Here is an 18,781-nt window from a genome sequence, read left to right as displayed (position 1 = left end):
ATTATTTTTTGGTGTTCAAAAAGTCAATCAATTTTTGTACCGCTTTTCCACGATGTCCCACACGATTTTTTTCTTCAAGAGAGATTTGTGCAAAGGTTTCATCAAATCCATTTGCCATAAAAATTGGATCGTAGCCAAAACCTTTTTCGCCTTTTTTCTCTTTGATGATGCTTCCTTTACAAATTCCTTCAAATGTATATTGTTTGCCATTTAAAATTAGCGCAACAACCGTTTTAAAGTGTGCAGAACGATCATTTTTATCTTGCAATTCGCTCAATAATTTATTCATATTATCATCTGCATTTCGTTGCAAACCTGCATAGCGTGCCGAGAAAACGCCGGGTTCGCCATTTAAAGCGTTTACTTCTAAACCTGTATCATCTGCAAAACAATCATAGCCATAATGTTCTTTTACATATTGTGCTTTCTGAATGGCGTTGCCTTCAATAGTTGGTTGTGTTTCTGGAATGTCTTCTTTACAGCCTATATCTTTTAGACTTAAAATAGTAATATGATCAGGAAGTAACGATTGTACTTCTTTGACTTTATTTTGATTGTTGGTTGCAAATACGAGTTTCATAAACTTATAATTTCTATCGATGATGATACGGTTCGTTTCTTAAAATAGTAAAGGCTCTGTAAATTTGTTCTACAACAAATAAACGTACCATTTGATGGGAAAAGGTCATTTTTGATAACGATATTTTACCCTGTGCTTTCGCGTAAACGGACTCGGAAAAACCATACGGTCCGCCAATTACAAATACCAACGTTTTAATGCCTGAGTTCATGCGTTTTTGTAAATAACTTGAAAAATCTACGGAAGTAAACTGTTTTCCATTCTCGTCTAACAGCACTAAAATATCCGTAGGAGCGAGTTTTTTCAAAATTAATTCGCCTTCTTTTTCTTTTTGTTGTGCTTCGCTCAAATTCTTTGTGTTTTTGAGGTCAGGAATGATATCCAAGTCAAATTTCACATAATGCGATAACCGTTTTACATACAAATCAATTAGTTGTTGCAATTGCGTATCGTCCGTTCGCCCTATGGCAAGTACTTTAATATTCATACTTCAAAAATAAATGAATTCTGCAAAATACAAATTATCAAATTAGATCACTTTATAAGTATTTTTTTATGTAAACTATTTTATGTATAAAAGTTGTTAATGATGTAGATAATAATTACTAATAGTTAGTTGGCTGTTTTATAGGAATTTAATAATTAAATTTACAAAAAATTGCAAGGTCTTAGAACCATGAAAAAGAAAAAAGATTGAAGAAAACTTAGTTTTTCTATTCAAAAAATACCATCCTCAAAAGATGGTGTTTTTTGTTTTAGATAACGTTTTGATGTTATTAATTGATCGATTTTTAGGAAGCAAAATCATAGTGATGTTTTATAAAACATCATAAGTTTCATTTTTAACAAATGTCAAATCTTAGTATTTTTAAATAGAAATTTTAACCATTTTATATTTGAAATTATGAAAAAAAAGAATCAAATCGGTAAATTAAGTTTATCTAAGAAAACAATTGGAAACTTGTCAGCTTTACAAGGTGGACGACCACCTGGAAGTCGTAATTGTAATGTTGCTGATCCGCAACCAATCACTATTGAAACAATTTGTTGGACAGAATCAAGAGATATCGGATCTAATTGCTGGTGTTCTTCAGACGACAGTTTTCACTGTTAATCCAATTCAATATATAATAGATGTAAAAGCATCATCAGAAATGGTGGTGCTTTTTGTTAAAAATTTCATAATCTATTCATTATTCACACTAAACATGTTGAATCAAGCGTTGTAAATATAAGTTTTAACTTGTGTAAGGGTAAGTTAAAGCCTTCAAAAATAAATATGAATCATTAAAACTTAAAATCATGAAAAAAAAGAGTTTAAAAAAGTTGCGCATTAGCAAAAACACAATTTCGGGAGTAGGAAATGGAAGTATTAAAGGTGGAATTAGCGGTGGTGCTTGTCAGCCTTCAGGTCCAATTCCACACAGTATTGGCTGTCCACCAGTATCTATTCCGCATACAGACTGTATTTGTACAGGAGATAGAACATATTTTGACAGAACATGTGGTTCTTGCTACTAAGCATAAGTCGTTATAAATAAAGCCGTAAAAGCATCATCTGAAAAGGTGATGCTTTTTTATTTCCAATAATTATCCGTTACAATTTTGAAATGCAATTTAAACGTTGCAATTTTGGTATAAATACTATTTTAAACGAAAATATGATTTCAGAAACGCAATTTCAAAAAGAATTAGAACTAATAATTTCAAATGCTATCCGTGAAGATGTTGGTGATGGCGATCACAGTTCGTTAGCTTGTATTCCAGATACAGCCACAGGAAAAGCAAAACTATTGGTAAAAGATGAAGGAATTATTGCAGGAATTGAATTTGCAAAAATGGTGTTTAATTACGTCGATCCAGAGATGAAAGTGGAGACACTAATTGAAGATGGAAGCAATGTAAAATATGGAGATATTGCGTTTTATGTTACTGGAAAATCACAATCGATCCTAAAAGCTGAACGTTTGGTATTAAATGCTATGCAACGTATGAGTGCTATTGCAACAAAAACTAATATGTTTGTGACACTTTTAGAAGGAACAGGAACAAAAATACTAGACACTCGAAAAACAACACCTGGAATCAGAGCTTTAGAAAAATGGGCTGTAAAAATTGGTGGTGGCGTCAACCATCGTTTTGCCTTGTATGATATGATAATGTTAAAAGACAATCATATTGATTTTTGTGGAGGAATAACGCAAGCAATAACGCAAACAAAGGCGTATCTGAAAGAAAATAATCACGATTTAAAAATTATTGTAGAAGCTCGTAACCTGAAAGAAATAGAAGAAATTCTTCAAACCGAAGGTGTATATCGAATCTTGATTGACAACTTCAATTACGAAGATACACGAAAAGCCGTTAAAATGATTGGAGATAAATGCTTGACAGAATCTTCAGGTGGAATCAATGAAAAAACCATTCGCGAGTACGCACTTTGTGGAGTTGATTACATTTCTTCTGGTGCGCTCACACATTCTGTATACAATTTAGATTTAAGTCTAAAAGCTGTTGAATAATGTCAAAAGACATCGAAGACAAATTAGCCAAAATTCCGATACTAAACTTCTTAGTAGCCTTGCTCAAGAAAATAAAACTTCCTGGATTCGAAGGCTTGTCTCTCTATGATCTAATAGAAATGTATGTTGTCGGAATCATTAATGGTGCGTTGACCTCTCGTGCGGGCGCGGTGGCGTTTAGTTTCTTTATGGCAATATTTCCATCGTTGCTATTTTTATTAAATTTATTACCGTACGTTCCAATTGAAGACTTTCAAGCAGAATTTATCAGAACAATCACTTCATTTCTACCCAATGAAACGTCAAGCTTCTTTAATGAAATCATTGTAGATATTGTAAAAAACAAACGTGGAGGATTGCTCTCTACTACATTCTTACTTTCTATCTTTTTAATGGCAAATGGTGTCAGTGCTATCTTTGCAGGATTTGAAAACTCATATTACATTCAAAAAAGAAGAAGATTTTTTAGGCAATATGCGCTCGCTTTGGGTGTTGGATTAATTTTGGCATTGTTATTGATTTTTACAATAGTAGTATTAGGATATGTAGAGCTATATGTCATTCCATACATAAGTAATTTTGCAGGAAAAACGACAGGATTAAATGTAACGAATGGTGATCAAATTGCAATCAGTATTGCGCAATTTCTCTTTGTAATTTTGATCATTTACATTGGAACAGCAATTCTATACCATTTTGGAACGTATCAAGGACGAAGAGCAAAATTCTTTTCACCTGGCGTTTTACTCACAACAGTACTCATTGTATTGACATCGTATTTGTTCGGAATTTATATTTCTAACTTTTCACAATACAATGAATTATATGGCTCTATTGGAGCATTATTAATTTTAATGATGTATATATGGTTGAATGCTAATATATTACTGTTAGGATTCGAGTTAAATGCTTCCATAGATATGTTAAAATTAAAAAGAGAGATCACATAAAGTATTATGTTTGCATAATAAAAAATGGTATCTTACAACACGTAATTATAAACAAACCCAATATTAAAATGAAAAAGACAATTTATGCGTTATTCGCTTTTCTAATCGTAGGAATGAGTGTTTCACAAGCACAAATAGAAATTGGTGCAGCGACACTTCCTGAAACAGTAACTTTTGAAGGTCAGGAACTTATGTATAATGGAGCAGGCGTTCGAAAAAAAGCTTGGTTTAAGTTATATTCTGGCGGATTGTATTTGACAAAAAAATCAAGTGATGCAAAAGATATTATCGAAGCAGACGCGTCAATGGCAATCAAATTACACATTACATCACGTTTAATTTCTAGTAAAAAAATGATTGATGCAGTAGATGAAGGTTTTGAAAACTCTACAGGTGGAAAAACAGCGTCAATTTCGGCAGAAATAGAAAAATTTAAAGGTTTCTTTAGTGACGAAATCAATGATGGAGACATCTTCGATATTGTATATATCAAAGGAAGCGGCGTTATGGTTTACAAAAACGGAACGAAAAAAGGAGCAATCTCAGGAATGGAGTTCAAAAAAGCACTTTTCGGAATTTGGTTATCTGATAAACCTGCTGATAAAAAGCTTAAAAAAGGAATGTTAGGAAACTAACTTTAACTAATGAAAAACACACTTTACATACTTGCTACTGTATTTCTTTTGAGCTTTCAAGTTGCTTTTTCGCAAAGTATTGAAGGCAAATGGAAAACGATCGATGACGAAACAGGAGAAGCAAAATCTATTGTAGAAATCTATCAAAAAGATGGAAAAATCTACGGAAAGGTTATCGAAATTCTAAATCCTGCAAAACGTGATGGTATATGCGAAAAATGTAAAGATAACCGAAAAGACAAGCCAGTGCTAGGAATGGTTATTATTAACGGACTTTCCAAAGATGATAACGAATACGAAGGTGGAAAAATTCTTGATCCAGAAAAAGGAAAAGAATACAAATGTAAACTTTGGCTTGATGCGGATGATAAAAATAAACTCTATGTACGAGGTTATGTAGCCTTTCTATACCGAACTCAAAATTGGTTTCGTGTAGAATAATAGCAACCCTAAAAAATATAGAAAACCACTCTCAAAAAAAGAGTGGTTTTTTTATGTAAAGTACCTACCTTTGAGCAATGGCTTATTTCATTGATGTCATATTACCAATTCCGCTACAGCGACTGTTTACGTACAGTATTACAGAAGCTGAAGCACACTTTCTACAGCAAGGAATGCGTGTAGCTGTTCCGTTTGGAAAGAGCAAAGTATACACAGCATTGGTCTACAAAATTCATCAAACTGCTCCAGAAGTTTACGAAGCCAAAGAAATTCAGCAAATTCTTGATGAAACTCCAATCATTACCAAGCAACAATTGCAACATTGGGAATGGATTTCCAGCTACTACATGGCTAGTTTAGGCGAAGTATTTCGTTCGGCAGTTCCAAGTGCTTTTCTGTTAGAAAGTGAAACAATTATATCTAAACGTGTTGATAATGAGGTTGATGAAAGCAGCTTAAAAGATGATGAATTTCTAATCTTTGAAGCATTACAGCATCAATCACTATTAAAAATTCAAGAAATCAGTACAATTCTCGGTAAGAAAAAAGTGTTACCTGTTTTAACACGATTAATTGAAAAAGGAGTCATTCAAGTATATGAAGAAATTTACGAGCAATACAAACCAAAATTAGTTCGGTATGTAAAGCTTCACGCCAATTATACAAATGAAAAAAGCTTACAAACACTACTAGATTCATTAAACAGAGCTAAAAAACAACGTGAAGTCATTCTTACGTTATTCTCACTTTCTGCAACGACAAAACAACCAATAACGGTTAAAGAACTAAGCAAACAAAGCAACACGAGTTCGGCAGTCATAAAAACTTTGATTGACAAAGAAATTCTTTCAGCATATTACATTCAGAAAGATAGAGTGGTGTATGACGGAGAAGAAGTAGAAGCTTCAAAACAACTCAATCAATATCAAGCGGAAGCGTATGAAACCATCAAAACGGCATTTACAACGCAAGATGTTTGTTTGCTATACGGAATCACATCTTCTGGGAAAACGGAAGTCTATGTAAAACTCATTGAAGAAATCATAGCTACTGGTAAACAAGTATTATATCTATTGCCAGAAATCGCGTTAACAACACAACTCATTGACAGATTGCAAAACTATTTTGGTGAAAAAGTTGCCATCTATCATTCCAAATATTCCATTCATGAACGTGTTGAGGTTTGGAACAATGTCTTGGATAACAAGCCGAAAGCACAAATAGTCCTTGGAGCGCGTTCTTCACTATTCTTACCGTTTTCAAACTTGGGTTTGGTTATTGTAGATGAAGAGCATGAAACTTCTTTCAAGCAATTTGATCCTGCGCCACGTTATCATGCGCGTGATGCGGCAATTGTATTGGCAAAACTGCATCACGGAAAAATAATACTAGGATCTGCAACACCAAGCATAGAAAGTTATTACAATACAAAGGTAAACAAGTATGCTATAGCGACGATTACACGGCGTTATGGTGATGTTTTATTGCCAGACATGGAATTAGTTGATATCAAAGAGAAGCATCGTAAAAAGCGTATGAAAGGTCATTTCTCAGATCGTTTGTTAGAAGAAATAGAAGAAACTATCGGAAATGGCGAGCAAGTTATTTTATTCCAAAACAGACGTGGTTATGCGCCCATTATAGAATGTAATACTTGCGGACATTCGCCACAATGCCCAAACTGTGATGTGAGTTTAACGTATCATCACTACAAAAATCAATTGCGTTGTCACTATTGTAGTCATCACATTGCCATGCAACAACAATGTTTGGCATGCGGAAGTCACGAATTAGATTCCAAAGGTTTTGGAACGCAACAAATAGAAGAAGAACTAAAAGAGTTACTGCCCAATGTAAAAGTTGGTCGAATGGATTTAGATACAACACGTGGAAAATACGGGTATCAAAAAATAATTTCATCGTTTGAACAACAGGAAATTCAAATCTTAGTTGGAACGCAAATGTTGACAAAAGGGCTGGATTTTAGAAATGTGAATTTAGTCGGAATCATGAATGCGGATAGTATGCTAAACTTTCCAGATTTTAGAGCGCATGAACGTAGTTTTCAGCTAATTCAGCAAGTTGCCGGTAGAGCTGGAAGAACCAAAAAACGAGGAAAAGTCATTGTACAAACCTACAATCCGTATCATCAAATACTACAACAAGTTTCGGTTGGTAATTACGAAGGAATGTTTACAGATCAATTAAATGACAGACGACAATTTCACTATCCACCATTCTACAGATTGATAAAAATTACAGTAAAACACAAAGAGTACAATCGTGTAAATGAAAGTGCGGCTTGGTTTGCAAAGTCGCTTCGTAACAGTTTTGGTGATAATGTATTAGGTCCAGAATTTCCGCCTGTAGCACGAATTCGAAACTTGTACCTGAAGCATATCTTACTAAAAATCCCGAAACAACAATCGTTAGCAAAAACCAAAGACGTAATCACACGTGTAAAAAACAGTTTTTCATCCATTGCAAGCTACAGAAGTGTACGCGTTATTGTTGATGTGGATACGGTTTAAAACAGTATTGAGAAGTCAGTATTTAGTATTGAAAAAGTAAAAACACACATCGTCATTTCGAGTAGTTTTCGGAGAAAATTGTATGGAGTCTGAGCGAAGTCGAAGACTAAATATTAGAAAGTGCTTCTGAAAGTTCGACTTTCTTATTTCTACTCAATGGAATTAATTGACCAGAAATTTCAACATTTTTACTATTAAAACGATCAACTTTGTCTAAATTCACGATATAAGATTTGTGAATTCGTAAAAATTTATTTTCAGGTAATTGCTTTTCAAAAGCTTTCATAGTAGATAAAACTACAATATTACTATCGTCAGTAACCAACTTTACATAATCGCCTAACGCTTCAATCCATTTAATACTGTTTAAAATTACTTTGCGCTTCTTCAAATTACTCTTCACAAAAATATGATCATCATCTTCAGTGCTTTTCGCTCCATAATTAGATTTGTCCAACGCACGAGCAATGGCTTTATCAAAACGATCTTTCGTTAAAGGTTTGTGTAAGAAGTCAGTAACATCATAGTTAAACGCTTTAAAAGCATATTCGGTTTTTCCGGTAACCATAATTACTTGTGGCGGATTTTTTAATGATTCTAGCAAATCAAATCCATTTAAAACAGGCATTTCAATATCCAAAAAGATTAAATCGACATTATTTGTCTTCAATCCATTCTTAGCCTCAATAGCGTTGCTGTACTCAGCAATGAGGTTTAAAGATGGATGGTTTAGCGTCAACTTCGCTACAGCCATTCGCTGTATGGAAGAATCGTCTACGATAATACAGTTAAGCTTCATATGTAAAAGCGATTTTATCAAATTTGGGTACATGCAATGTTATAAAAAATAAATTAAAGACACAACAAATTAGCGTATTTATTACTGATTTTATTACATATTTGCACAAAAAAAAGATAGTTTTTTGTTTGCATTCAAACAATAAAACATTACATTTGCGCTCATTTTTAATTAAAAAAATAGTATTTATGAATCATTATGAAACTGTTTTCATTTTAAATCCCGTTTTATCTGAAACTCAGATAAAGGAAACAGTAAAGAAATTTGAAGATTTCGTTGTTTCTAGAGGTGGAAAAATGATTTCAAAAGAAGATTGGGGACTAAAAAAATTAGCCTACCCAATTCAGCACAAAAAAAGTGGTTTCTATCACTTATTCGAATTCCAAGCACCAGGAGAAGTTATTACTCCTTACGAGCTAGAATTTAGACGTGACGAGCGTATCATGCGTTATTTAACTGTAAGGTTAGACAAACATGCAATTGCTTGGGCAGAGAAAAGAAGAAATAGAAAAACCGCTAAATCTTAAGAAATTATGTCGTCAATAGAACAACAAGCAAAAGGAAAAAAAGAAGGAGAAATCAGGTATTTAACTCCTTTGAACATAGAAACTACAAAGGCAAAGAAATATTGTCGTTTTAAGAAGTCTGGTATCAAGTATATCGATTATAAAGATCCAGATTTTTTAATCAAATTTGTAAACGAACAAGGTAAATTATTACCACGTCGTTTGACAGGAACTTCATTAAAATATCAACGAAAAGTGTCTGTAGCTGTGAAAAGAGCGCGTCACTTAGCATTAATGCCATATGTTGGCGATATGTTAAAATAAACTAGAGGCAATTATGGAACTTATTTTAAGACAAGACGTTGAAAATTTAGGATTTAAAGATGACGTTGTAACAGTGAAAAACGGTTACGGAAGAAATTATTTAATTCCACAAGGATTTGCAACATTAGCAACAAGTTCAGCTAAAAAAGTTTTAGCAGAAAACTTGAAACAAAAAGCTTATAAAGAACAAAAATTAGTGGATGAGGCTAATGCAATGGCGAAATCATTGTTAGACTTAGAAATTAAGATTACTGCAAAAACAGGATCTGGAACAAAACTTTTCGGATCTGTAAACAATATCAATTTGGCAACTGCACTTGAAAAAGCTGGTCATACTATTGAGAAGAAATTCATCAAAGTTATCGGTGGAAGTGTAAAAAGAACTGGTAAATACGAAGCGAAAGTTAGATTGCACAGAAGTGTAGTTGTAGACTTACCATTCGAAGTTATTGCAGAAGCATAAGACAAAACAATTAATTAATTGTTTACATACGAAAGTCACTCATTTTTTGAGTGGCTTTTTTTTTTATATCTTCATGGAATAAATTTAAAATCACAATTATGGAAAACAGTGGAGAAATTAGAGGAACAGTTACATTGCAAAATGGAGAGACACTTCCTGGGGTAACAATTACTGTTCAAAATAATACTTCTGATAAAAATAGACTTGCAGTTACAAGAGCAAATGGAAGCTATCTTATAAATTACTTAGCAGTAGGTCAATATTCTTTAAAAGCTGTATTGACAGGTCTTAATACAGTTGAATTCAAAGACATAATGGTAAGTGCCAACAAGCCAACAAGAGTTAATATTATTATGGAATCTTCTTCAGGAGTTCATTAAAAGTATTTTGAGGTAATAAAAGCAGTAATATATTTCTCGAAGCATTATTATGTTGTAAATTTGCAGACTTTTTAAGCAAAGCATACATTTTTTTAGGAAAGAAACATGAAATATACAAGACTCACAAAAGAACAATTAGAAGAATTACACCAAGAATTTATCAACTTCTTAGCAACACAATCCATTACTGCAGACGAATGGGCAACGTTGAAAACTGAAAAGCCAGCAGTTGCAGAACAGGAAATAGATGTATTTAGTGACTTGGTTTGGGAAGGTGTATTGAAACAAGCAAACTATCTTGAAAATGTATCGCCTCAACACATGTATTTATTTCACTTAGGTGAAAATGAAATGAAATTAATTGCCATTAAAATTCTACAGGAAGGTATTGACATTACTACAAAAGAAGGGTTTAATTGGTTGCGTGATAATTATGCAACTGAAAAAGTAGAAATCCTAACGGCAAACAAAGCATATTCTGAAGATCGTAATGCAGACAAATTTGCATTGGTACAACAAGGTTCAAACATTACAAAAGGACAACTATTTCAGTGGTTTGAATCAATCACCGCGTAGTTTATCGAGTTTCATTGTATCAGTAGTTATATTCACAACATATTTCAATCAAATACTATTACTACTGTAATAAGCAATACTACTGTTATGAAATAGTTTTCAATGCAATGTAAGTTCGATAAAAAGGAACTGAGTTTTATTCTTTTCCGCAGTGTAGTAATGTTTTTTCGTTAAGAATTTTCGAATCCTTGGAGGAAATTTAGAGAAAGCTTTACGGTTTTTAGCTTTTTTTAGTTAAAAAACTCCTCTGGAAAAGTGTCTTTTCTTTTGTTTCGTTTTCTTTAGACAATCAAAGAAAATAAAAAATAGAATCTGTATTTCAGTTATTTAACTATATTTTTCATGAAAACTAAGGAAAGTAATTTTAAGGAAAAATTATATTGAATTAACATTAGTATATCAATTTGAAAATTATTTATTGTAACAATTTAATAAACGTTTTAGGAGCGTTCTTTACCTAAGCGATCCATTTTACAACTGCAATTTTCACAGGTATTTCCACCCCATAAAATTTCTTTCCAACCTTTTGGTTTACGAATTCGAGGTTGTGCTAAGTTGCATTTTGGGCAGTTGATTGGTTTGAAGTTCATAATTGGTAATTCTTAACGAGAACAAGTTAGAAAAATATAAGTTATTCCGTAAAAGTAAATAACTAAATTCTTTCTTCAATCTTTTATGACGCAGCATTCATATAAAAATAATAATAGAAAAAGAGTTTCTTAAATAAGAAACTCTTTTTTAATGGTAAGTTAAAAAATGTAGTTATTCAGTATATGCACCGATGTACCATTTTGATCCATCCCAAGCATATTCTTTTTGTGCATTGTCTTGGTTGTATGCATATACTCTGATGTGCACTTGTCCATCTTTATCGTACCATGAAGCTGCTTGTGGAGTTGAACTTCCTTGAAATTGATTGCTCAATGCTCCTGAGTACCATTTGTCTTTATCCCAACAAAATTCCATAATTTTACCATTGGTACCAACAGCATATACTCTAATATGAATTTGTCCGCTTTTATCTAGCCATGAAGTTGCTCCAGCACCAGAAATTGCATCAAACTGATTTGTTAAGTTACCATCGTACCATTTGTTACTATCCCAACATCTTTCTAGTAGTTTTCCATTAGATTGTTGTAAGCTGTACACTCTAAGGTGAATTTGTCCGTTGTTGTCTAGCCAAGAAGTGGCTCCAATTGTGTTTCCCATAAGATTAGTTTTTATATGATTAATAATATTGTAAAACTAGTTTATGTGGTTGTTATATTTACGAGTGTTAATACTTAATTCTTACATTAGGTATTTACTATGGCTACAAAATAATATTGTTTTTTCTGTAAAATATTTTTTAAATCTTCAAGGATATCTCCTAAAAGTTTAAGAAATACTTCAATCTAACAATCATTCAATCCTTAAACAGTTACACAAAAAATAAAATAAACTTATATTTGCGCCACAATACAGAAACATGGCACAGAAACCTAGCATACCAAAAGGAACACGAGATTTTTCTCCAATAGAAGTAACGAAACGTAACTACATATTTAATATCATAAAAACTGCTTTTCAAAGTTTTGGATTTCAACCAATTGAAACACCATCTTTCGAAAAATCAGAAACGTTATTGGGAAAATATGGTGAAGAAGGCGATCGATTAATCTTCAAAATTTTAAACTCTGGTGATAAAGTGAAAAAAGCAGATTTGAAAGCACTGGAAGATGGAAATCTGGCACGTTTTTCAAATTCGTTAGCAGAAAAAGCCTTGCGTTATGATCTTACAGTTCCGTTTGCAAGGTATGTAGTGCAACACCAGAATGATATTATATTTCCTTTTAAAAGATACCAAATTCAACCAGTTTGGCGTGCCGACAGACCGCAAAAAGGACGCTTTAGAGAGTTTTTTCAATGTGATGCAGATGTGGTTGGTTCAACGTCGCTTTGGCAAGAAGTAGAATTTGTACAATTGTATGACAAGGTGTTTGCAAACCTAGGTTTGGAAGGTGTTACGATCAAAATAAACAACCGTAAAATTCTTTCGGGAATTGCGGAAGTAATAGGAGCAAAGGACAAACTAATCGATTTTACAGTAGCATTAGACAAACTAGATAAAATTGGTGAACAAGGTGTGAAAAATGAAATGCTCGCCAAAGGAATTTCTGTGGAAGCAATAGAAAAAGTACAACCATTGTTTGGTTTTTCAGGAAATTTAGATGAAAAATTAAGTCAGTTAAAAGGATTACTTTCCAGTTCGAAAGAAGGAATGGAAGGAGTTTCAGAATTGGAATTTGTGTTTGAAGCCATTGAAGTTTTAGGCTTAGAAACAGCAACCTTAGATTTGGATATTACACTTGCCAGAGGTTTAAACTATTATACAGGAGCTATTTATGAAGTTGCTGCGCCAGAAGGTGTAAAAATGGGTTCTATTGGCGGCGGCGGACGTTACGATGATTTAACGGGTATTTTTGGATTGAAAGATGTCAGTGGTGTTGGAATTTCGTTTGGATTGGATAGAATTTACTTAGTACTTGAAGAACTTGGCTTGTTTCCTAAAACTGTTACAGATAAAGTAGATGTATTGTGTGTTAATTATGGTGAAAAAGAAGCACTTGCTTCTATGAAATTGATCAAGATTTTACGAAAAGCAGGAAAAAGTGCAGAGTTGTATCCAGATAATAAAAACATGAACAAACAGATGAGTTATGCTAATAAGCGTAACATACCTTATGTTATTATTATAAAAGAAAATGAATTGGAAAACAATACGTGTATCGTAAAAAACATGATTAGCGGAACACAATTGGAAGTTCCTTTTGATGAAGTGCTAACAGCGTTTTAAATTTAGTATTGAGAAATTAGTATTGAGTATTGAGATTGTTTTTGAATACTGAATACTGAATACTGAAGGCAAAGCGATCTAACATCTGAAAAAATCTACAGATTTTTTCTATACGTTTTTCGGCGTTTATGCGTTACAGGTTCAAAATGTTTCCAAAGTTGATGAATGGCAGTATTTTCGATTAATTCAGGAGTTCGGATACAGGTTTCAATATTTTTCTCGGTAAATGTTAGGTAGTATTCCATAAAGAGAATTGCCGTTAATCCTTTGTTTTGATATTCAGGATGCACGCCAATTAAGTAGAATGTGATGTTTTTTGGTTTTTTTCGAGCTTTCAATAAGTGGAAAATCCCAAACGGAAATAATCTTCCATTCATCTTTTGTAAAGCTCTTGCAAATGATGGCATAACAATGGCAAAGGCAACTAATTGATCATCTTTATCAATGACAAATTTGATGAATTCTGGATTGATAAAATTTAAATAGCGATCTTTAAAATATGCTTTTTGAATATCGGTAATCGGAACAAAAGAAGACAACGAAGCGTACGAAGCGTTAAATAAATCAAACATTTGATCTACATACGGCATAATGTCTTTGGTCTTGGTAAAATTGAGCTGACGAAGTTGGTAACGCTTTTTGACTAAGTTTTGCACACGTTCAAAAAACTTTGGTTTTACATTCTCAAACGGAAACTTATTTTCTAAATATTCTTTTTCTTTAACGAGTCCGTGATGAATAAAATGTTTTTCGTAATACGGATGATTGTACCAAGTAATCATTGTTCCAATATGGTCAAAACCTTCAGTAAGTACTCCAACTTTATCTAAATTTGAAAATCCAACAGGACCTTCCATGTATTCTAGATTATGCGATTGACCAATTTCGGCAACTTTATCAAGCAACGCACCAGAAACTTCAAAATCGTCAATCATATCAAACCAACCAAAACGCATTTTGGAAAGTTTTTGTTTTTTAATTTCAATCCAATTGACAATTGCCGCAACACGTCCAACTAGTTTCCCATTTTTATAAGCTAAGAAAAAACGTGCATCAGCATCTAAAAATGCGGGGTTTTTGTCTTTATTAAAAGTTTCCAATTCGTCCTTAATAATAGGTGGAACCCAATATTTTGAACCTTTATATATGCTAAATGGAAATTTTACAAAAGTTTTTAAATCCTTTTTAGAAGTAGCTTCACGAATATCAATCATTAATCATTAATTTGGTTAGTTTGAAAAAAAGTGTATTAAATGTTAGATAGAACCGTCGTCTCCATCATCTTCAAATTTTTTCAATTCGTCTTCATCTTTTTTCTTCTTCTTTTCATCACCTTTTGGATCTTGTTCATCAATCGGAATAAGTTCATCTACATGCCAATCGTCAATTCGATACGAAATACCAATAGAAGCAAATAAGCGTGTTGGTGTATTTTTTATACTTGCACCAATTGCGCCGTCTAACTGAAAGTCGTCACCTAACAAATATGCTCCACCAACTCTAAATAAAGCATCTGCATAACGATCGCTATCAATTCCTTGATGTTCTACAAAAGCAGACCATTTTGGATTGTCAAACGCATGTGTTAATGTTAAAATATAGCTTAATTCTTTAGTGTCAGAAGTAATTCGGTCATAGGTAATGTTTGAAACAAAAACCCAACGTCCTGCAAAATGACTTTGTGTAGCGAGCGTAACTTTTGGACTGATTGAAGGTTCTGTTCTAGGAAAATATGGATTGTCTGAGAAAATAAAATTTGCACCAGCATATACACCAATTGCAGGAATTAAATCTTTCCAACGGAAGGAATTATTTGCTCTCCAGCTTAATAAATTTGGTTTTTCTAATGATGATTTGATATACGGATCGTAAATCATATATTTTGCTCCAATGGTGTGTGATAGAAAACCGTTTCGGTTGAACTCAAATGGAGGATTTGTAGTGTTATTTGTAAACGTATCAAACTGATAAGCACCTTCCCAACTAATTTCGAGTTGTTCTTTAAACAAACCGTAACGCAAAGCGAAATCTAAACCAAAGGCTTTAACTTCGGTATTTAATTTCTTGTGTTCTTGTTGTTCTACAAACATTCCACCTTCAAATTGTATCACATTTTTTCCCACAGAAAAAGCACTGATAGAAGCTCCAGGACGATTCGAATTGATCACTTCTGTATATTGTGCAAAGGCTGAAGTGGATAAAAATAAGAAACCGAGAACAGCTAAGAAGGAATTTGTTTTCATCATTTTTTTATTGGGTTAAATTCAAAACTACATAAAATTATACTTTTTTATCTAGTAAAAACGATATTAAATCTTCATAAATTGTATTTTTGAAAAAATATATAGGTTACTAATTATTATGGGAGTACTTAGAACAATAGCAATTGTAATTCTTGCGATATACGGATTACGTATTTTAGGAAGGTTGTTTGCGCCATTCTTGTTAAGATATGTAGCAAAGAAAGCTGAGAAAAAATTTTCGGAACAATTTAAGCAACATGCAAAAAATCAGCAACAACAGCCAAGAGAAGGAGAAACGGTTATAGATAAAGCGCCAAAAACTAAACCTTCTAAAAATGTTGGTGAATATATAGATTTTGAAGAAGTAGATTAATACTTCGGTGTAGCCTTTCCAAAAAGGTTTTAGTATATTGCTTTCATTCATTTACACGCTAAAAATAATATCAAGTGCAAATAGATTTCAAAAAAATAATTCCGCATGTAGTAGCAATTTTACTTTTTGTAGGAATGTCATTGGCATACTTTTATCCAGTTTTACAAGGAAAAAAAATACAGCAAACAGATATTGTTCAGTATGCTGGAATGGCAAAAAAACAAAACGATTATAGAGAAGCTACTGGCGAAGAATTGTATTGGACAGACAATGCTTTTGGAGGAATGCCAACCTATTTATTAGGAGCGCGGTATCCGCATGCATACATAAAAACATTAGATAGAACTTTACGTTTTTTACCAAGACCCGCAGATTATTTATTTCTGTATTTCTTAGGTATTTACGTTTTATTATTGGTCATGCGAGTCAATTATAAGTTGGCATTTCTGGGAGCTGTCGCTTTCGGGTTTTCCACCTATTTAATCATTATTTTGGGCGTTGGACACAACGCCAAAGCGCATGCTATAGCGTACTTTCCGCTGGTATTGTCAGGAATTTTGCTGACGTTTCAACGAAAATATATTTGGGGATTTCTGCTCACAGCCGTCGCCATGTCGTTGGAAATTATGACGTCGCATCCACAAATGACATATTACTTAATGTTGTTAGTTATAGTACTTGGATTGGTGTATTTCTTCCATTATTTATTCAATAAAGAAAAACCCTTTAAATTCAATAAAAAATATTTTGAAAAAGCATTTAAAAACAATGAATTAGCACATTTTTTTAAAGCAGTTGGTTTATTAGTTGTTGCTGTAATTTTGGCAATTGGTGTTAACGGAGCAAGCTTATTAACAACGAAGCAATATGCAGATTGGAGTATTCGTGGGAAAAGTGAATTAACAATCAATCCTGATGGAAGTAAAAAAGAAACACAAGGACTTTCTAAAGAGTACATAACAGAATATAGTTATGGAAAAATGGAAACCTTCGATTTATTGATTCCACGATTTATGGGTGGAGCAGGTTCTGAAGATTTAGGAACTAATTCAAAATCATATAAATATTTATTACAACGAAACATTTCTCCAACGCAAGCTAGAGATATTGTTAGAAATATTCCAACATATTGGGGCGATCAACCTATTGTTGCTGCGCCAGCTTATGTTGGAGCAGTTATCATTTTCTTGGCATTGCTTGGTTTATTTTTGGTAAGAAGTAAAGCAAAATGGTGGCTCGCAGGCGGAATTGTAATGTCTATATTGTTATCATGGGGAAAAAATTTAAGCGGACTTACAGATTTTATGCTTGAAAATTTCCCGTTGTACAGCAAATTTAGGGCAGTTTCGTCCATACAAGTCATTTTAGAGTTGTGTATTCCTATTTTGGGTGTTTTAGCCTTGGTAAGTTTATTCAATAAAGAAATTAAAACAGAACAAAAAAAGAAAGCTTTATTACTTTCTACGGGAATTATTGGTGGAATTATTATTTTCTTTATCCTGTTTAAAACGGCTTTATTTGATTTTGTTGGTTTGAATGATGCGTATTATGAACAAGCGGTTTTTGGTCCAGAATTTATGGAAATCATTCGTGAAGATCGTGTGTCCATATTAACTCAAGATTCAATTCGTTCGTTAATTTTAATCTTGCTTGCTGCGGCAGTTTTATTTGCATTCATCAAAGACAAGTTAAAAGAAAATTTAGTAATTGTTTTGCTAATAGGATTGTTATTATTTGATTTAGTTGGCGTTGCAAGAGGTTACGTTTCTACGGAAGGATTTGTGTCCAAAGCACAATTTTCGCAACCCTATAGAACTTTAGAAGTTGATAAACAAATTTTGAAAGACAAAGGACATTATCGTGTATTTGAACCAAGATTACGTTTGGCAAATTCACGTACTGCATATTTTCATAACACATTAGGTGGTTATCATGCGGCAAAACCAAGACAATTTCAAGAATTATATGATTTCTATCTCGATCATGGAAATGGAAAATTTGAAGTGAACGAACGCAATATCAATGTACTTAATATGTTGAATATTAGGTATATTATTGAAGATTTAGAAGGGCAACAAGATCAAGCTGGCGCTGGCGCTGTTGCACTTAGAAACCCGTATCCAAATGGAAATGCATGGTTTGTAAATAATTTGAAATTCGCGAATTCCGCAGATGAAGAAATACTGTCTTTAGCTAGTTTAAATACGAAAAGTGAAGCTGTATTCCGAAAAGGGCAAGAAGCCGCTGACACGTTAAAAGAAACTTATGTAAAAGATTCATTGGCAACAATTGAATTGGTTGATTATAAGCCAGATGCTTTGACATACAAATCACAAAATAAAGAAGCTGGATTTGCTGTATTTTCAGAAATTCATTATCCACATGGTTGGAACGCTTATATTGATGGTACATTAGTGCCACATTATCGTGCAAATTATGTGTTACGAGCATTAGAAGTTCCGGCAGGAACACATACAATTGATTTTAAATTTGAACCTAAAATTGTTGCTACAGGTATAGTAGTTTCATTAACAAGTACAATTATTTTGATACTTTTAATTATTGGAGCTTTATATTTCGAATTCAAGCATAGGAGAGAAGAAAAAGCATAATTAATCCCCT

At 32.9% G+C, this 18,781-nt stretch carries 22 protein-coding genes; 15 read left to right on the top strand and 7 right to left on the bottom strand.

Translation table 11 applies throughout. From position 1 onward, the window contains the following. Position 1: 1 nt before the first annotated feature. Both ACQ654_RS03680 and rlmH read right to left on the bottom strand, forming a co-directional pair. Entirely contained in the window at positions 2-580 is a 579-nt protein-coding gene (locus ACQ654_RS03680) for a non-canonical purine NTP diphosphatase (RefSeq protein ID WP_430408961.1), read from the bottom strand. 13 nt (positions 581-593) lie between these two features. Continuing rightward, complete coding sequence (rlmH, locus tag ACQ654_RS03675; RefSeq protein ID WP_430408960.1) at positions 594-1,067, bottom strand: 23S rRNA (pseudouridine(1915)-N(3))-methyltransferase RlmH; 474 nt, start codon at positions 1,065-1,067, stop codon at positions 594-596. A gap of 417 nt (positions 1,068-1,484) precedes the next feature. Between rlmH and ACQ654_RS03670 the strand changes: the two genes are divergently transcribed. The 7 genes from ACQ654_RS03670 (at position 1,485) to priA (ending at position 7,659) form a co-directional block, all read left to right on the top strand. Continuing rightward, positions 1,485-1,694, top strand: a complete 210-nt coding sequence (locus tag ACQ654_RS03670; RefSeq protein WP_430408959.1) for a class I lanthipeptide — start codon at positions 1,485-1,487, stop codon at positions 1,692-1,694. Positions 1,695-1,882: 188 nt separating this feature from the next. Continuing rightward, on the top strand, positions 1,883-2,101 hold the full coding sequence (locus tag ACQ654_RS03665) for a hypothetical protein (RefSeq protein WP_430408958.1): 219 nt from the start codon (positions 1,883-1,885) through the stop codon (positions 2,099-2,101). Positions 2,102-2,241: 140 nt separating this feature from the next. Next, a complete protein-coding gene (gene nadC, locus ACQ654_RS03660; protein WP_430408957.1) occupies positions 2,242-3,102 on the top strand; it encodes a carboxylating nicotinate-nucleotide diphosphorylase in 861 nt (286 codons plus the stop codon). Continuing rightward, positions 3,102-4,052: a YihY/virulence factor BrkB family protein gene (locus ACQ654_RS03655; RefSeq protein ID WP_430408956.1), complete on the top strand. Its 951-nt coding sequence runs from the start codon at positions 3,102-3,104 to the stop codon at positions 4,050-4,052. Before nadC ends, ACQ654_RS03655 begins: the two co-directional genes overlap by 1 nt. 68 nt (positions 4,053-4,120) lie before the next feature. Further along, positions 4,121-4,687: a chalcone isomerase family protein gene (locus tag ACQ654_RS03650; RefSeq protein WP_430408955.1), complete on the top strand. Its 567-nt coding sequence runs from the start codon at positions 4,121-4,123 to the stop codon at positions 4,685-4,687. Positions 4,688-4,696: 9 nt separating this feature from the next. Beyond that, entirely contained in the window at positions 4,697-5,128 is a 432-nt protein-coding gene (locus ACQ654_RS03645; protein ID WP_430408954.1) for a DUF2147 domain-containing protein, read from the top strand. 77 nt (positions 5,129-5,205) lie between these two features. Beyond that, entirely contained in the window at positions 5,206-7,659 is a 2,454-nt protein-coding gene (gene priA / locus ACQ654_RS03640; RefSeq protein ID WP_430408953.1) for a replication restart helicase PriA, read from the top strand. A gap of 106 nt (positions 7,660-7,765) precedes the next feature. On the opposite strand, the gene ACQ654_RS03635 is transcribed toward priA, so the two are convergent. After that, the gene (locus tag ACQ654_RS03635; protein WP_430408952.1) at positions 7,766-8,458 is read right to left on the bottom strand and encodes a LytR/AlgR family response regulator transcription factor; all 693 of its coding nucleotides are present in this window, start codon (positions 8,456-8,458) and stop codon (positions 7,766-7,768) included. A gap of 188 nt (positions 8,459-8,646) precedes the next feature. On the opposite strand from ACQ654_RS03635, the gene rpsF reads away from it, so the two are divergent. The 5 genes from rpsF (at position 8,647) to ACQ654_RS03610 (ending at position 10,707) form a co-directional block, all read left to right on the top strand. After that, positions 8,647-8,985: a 30S ribosomal protein S6 gene (gene rpsF, locus ACQ654_RS03630; RefSeq protein ID WP_298420285.1), complete on the top strand. Its 339-nt coding sequence runs from the start codon at positions 8,647-8,649 to the stop codon at positions 8,983-8,985. A 3-nt stretch (positions 8,986-8,988) separates the two neighbouring features. Then, positions 8,989-9,288 carry a 30S ribosomal protein S18 gene (gene rpsR / locus ACQ654_RS03625; protein WP_187563951.1) on the top strand — a complete coding sequence of 100 codons (300 nt, stop codon included), beginning with the start codon at positions 8,989-8,991 and terminating at the stop codon, positions 9,286-9,288. A 13-nt stretch (positions 9,289-9,301) separates the two neighbouring features. Next, entirely contained in the window at positions 9,302-9,751 is a 450-nt protein-coding gene (gene rplI, locus ACQ654_RS03620; protein WP_430408951.1) for a 50S ribosomal protein L9, read from the top strand. Positions 9,752-9,849: 98 nt separating this feature from the next. Further along, on the top strand, positions 9,850-10,131 hold the full coding sequence (locus ACQ654_RS03615) for a carboxypeptidase-like regulatory domain-containing protein (RefSeq protein ID WP_430408950.1): 282 nt from the start codon (positions 9,850-9,852) through the stop codon (positions 10,129-10,131). Positions 10,132-10,236: 105 nt separating this feature from the next. Then, positions 10,237-10,707, top strand: coding sequence for a DUF6495 family protein (locus ACQ654_RS03610; RefSeq protein WP_430408949.1), 471 nt, complete (start codon positions 10,237-10,239; stop codon positions 10,705-10,707). A gap of 440 nt (positions 10,708-11,147) precedes the next feature. Here ACQ654_RS03610 and ACQ654_RS03605 read toward each other — a convergent pair whose 3' ends face one another. Next, positions 11,148-11,297 (bottom strand): hypothetical protein, encoded by a 150-nt coding sequence (locus ACQ654_RS03605; RefSeq protein WP_430408948.1) that lies wholly within the window; start codon positions 11,295-11,297, stop codon positions 11,148-11,150. 172 nt (positions 11,298-11,469) lie between these two features. Beyond that, entirely contained in the window at positions 11,470-11,931 is a 462-nt protein-coding gene (locus tag ACQ654_RS03600) for a hypothetical protein (RefSeq protein WP_430412997.1), read from the bottom strand. A 244-nt stretch (positions 11,932-12,175) separates the two neighbouring features. Here ACQ654_RS03600 and hisS point away from each other — a divergent pair, with 244 nt between their 5' ends. Then, positions 12,176-13,543, top strand: a complete 1,368-nt coding sequence (gene hisS / locus ACQ654_RS03595) for a histidine--tRNA ligase (protein ID WP_430408947.1) — start codon at positions 12,176-12,178, stop codon at positions 13,541-13,543. Positions 13,544-13,638: 95 nt separating this feature from the next. On the opposite strand, the gene ACQ654_RS03590 is transcribed toward hisS, so the two are convergent. Together ACQ654_RS03590 and ACQ654_RS03585 are read right to left on the bottom strand one after the other, a co-directional pair. Beyond that, positions 13,639-14,757: a GTP cyclohydrolase gene (locus ACQ654_RS03590; protein WP_430408946.1), complete on the bottom strand. Its 1,119-nt coding sequence runs from the start codon at positions 14,755-14,757 to the stop codon at positions 13,639-13,641. 42 nt (positions 14,758-14,799) lie between these two features. Then, a complete protein-coding gene (locus tag ACQ654_RS03585) occupies positions 14,800-15,789 on the bottom strand; it encodes a transporter (RefSeq protein WP_430408945.1) in 990 nt (329 codons plus the stop codon). A 115-nt stretch (positions 15,790-15,904) separates the two neighbouring features. Here ACQ654_RS03585 and ACQ654_RS03580 point away from each other — a divergent pair, with 115 nt between their 5' ends. Next, complete coding sequence (locus ACQ654_RS03580; protein WP_430408944.1) at positions 15,905-16,159, top strand: DUF4834 family protein; 255 nt, start codon at positions 15,905-15,907, stop codon at positions 16,157-16,159. Between the two features lie 74 nt (positions 16,160-16,233). After that, entirely contained in the window at positions 16,234-18,771 is a 2,538-nt protein-coding gene (locus ACQ654_RS03575) for a YfhO family protein (RefSeq protein ID WP_430408943.1), read from the top strand. The last annotated feature ends 10 nt before the right edge of the window (positions 18,772-18,781 follow it).

Origin of the sequence: Kordia sp., from assembly GCF_965283645.1 — a bacterium.
GTDB lineage: Bacteria > Bacteroidota > Bacteroidia > Flavobacteriales > Flavobacteriaceae > Kordia.
The sequence above is the reverse complement of the archived record's forward strand: the minus strand, read 5'-3'. Positions and strand labels throughout refer to the sequence as shown.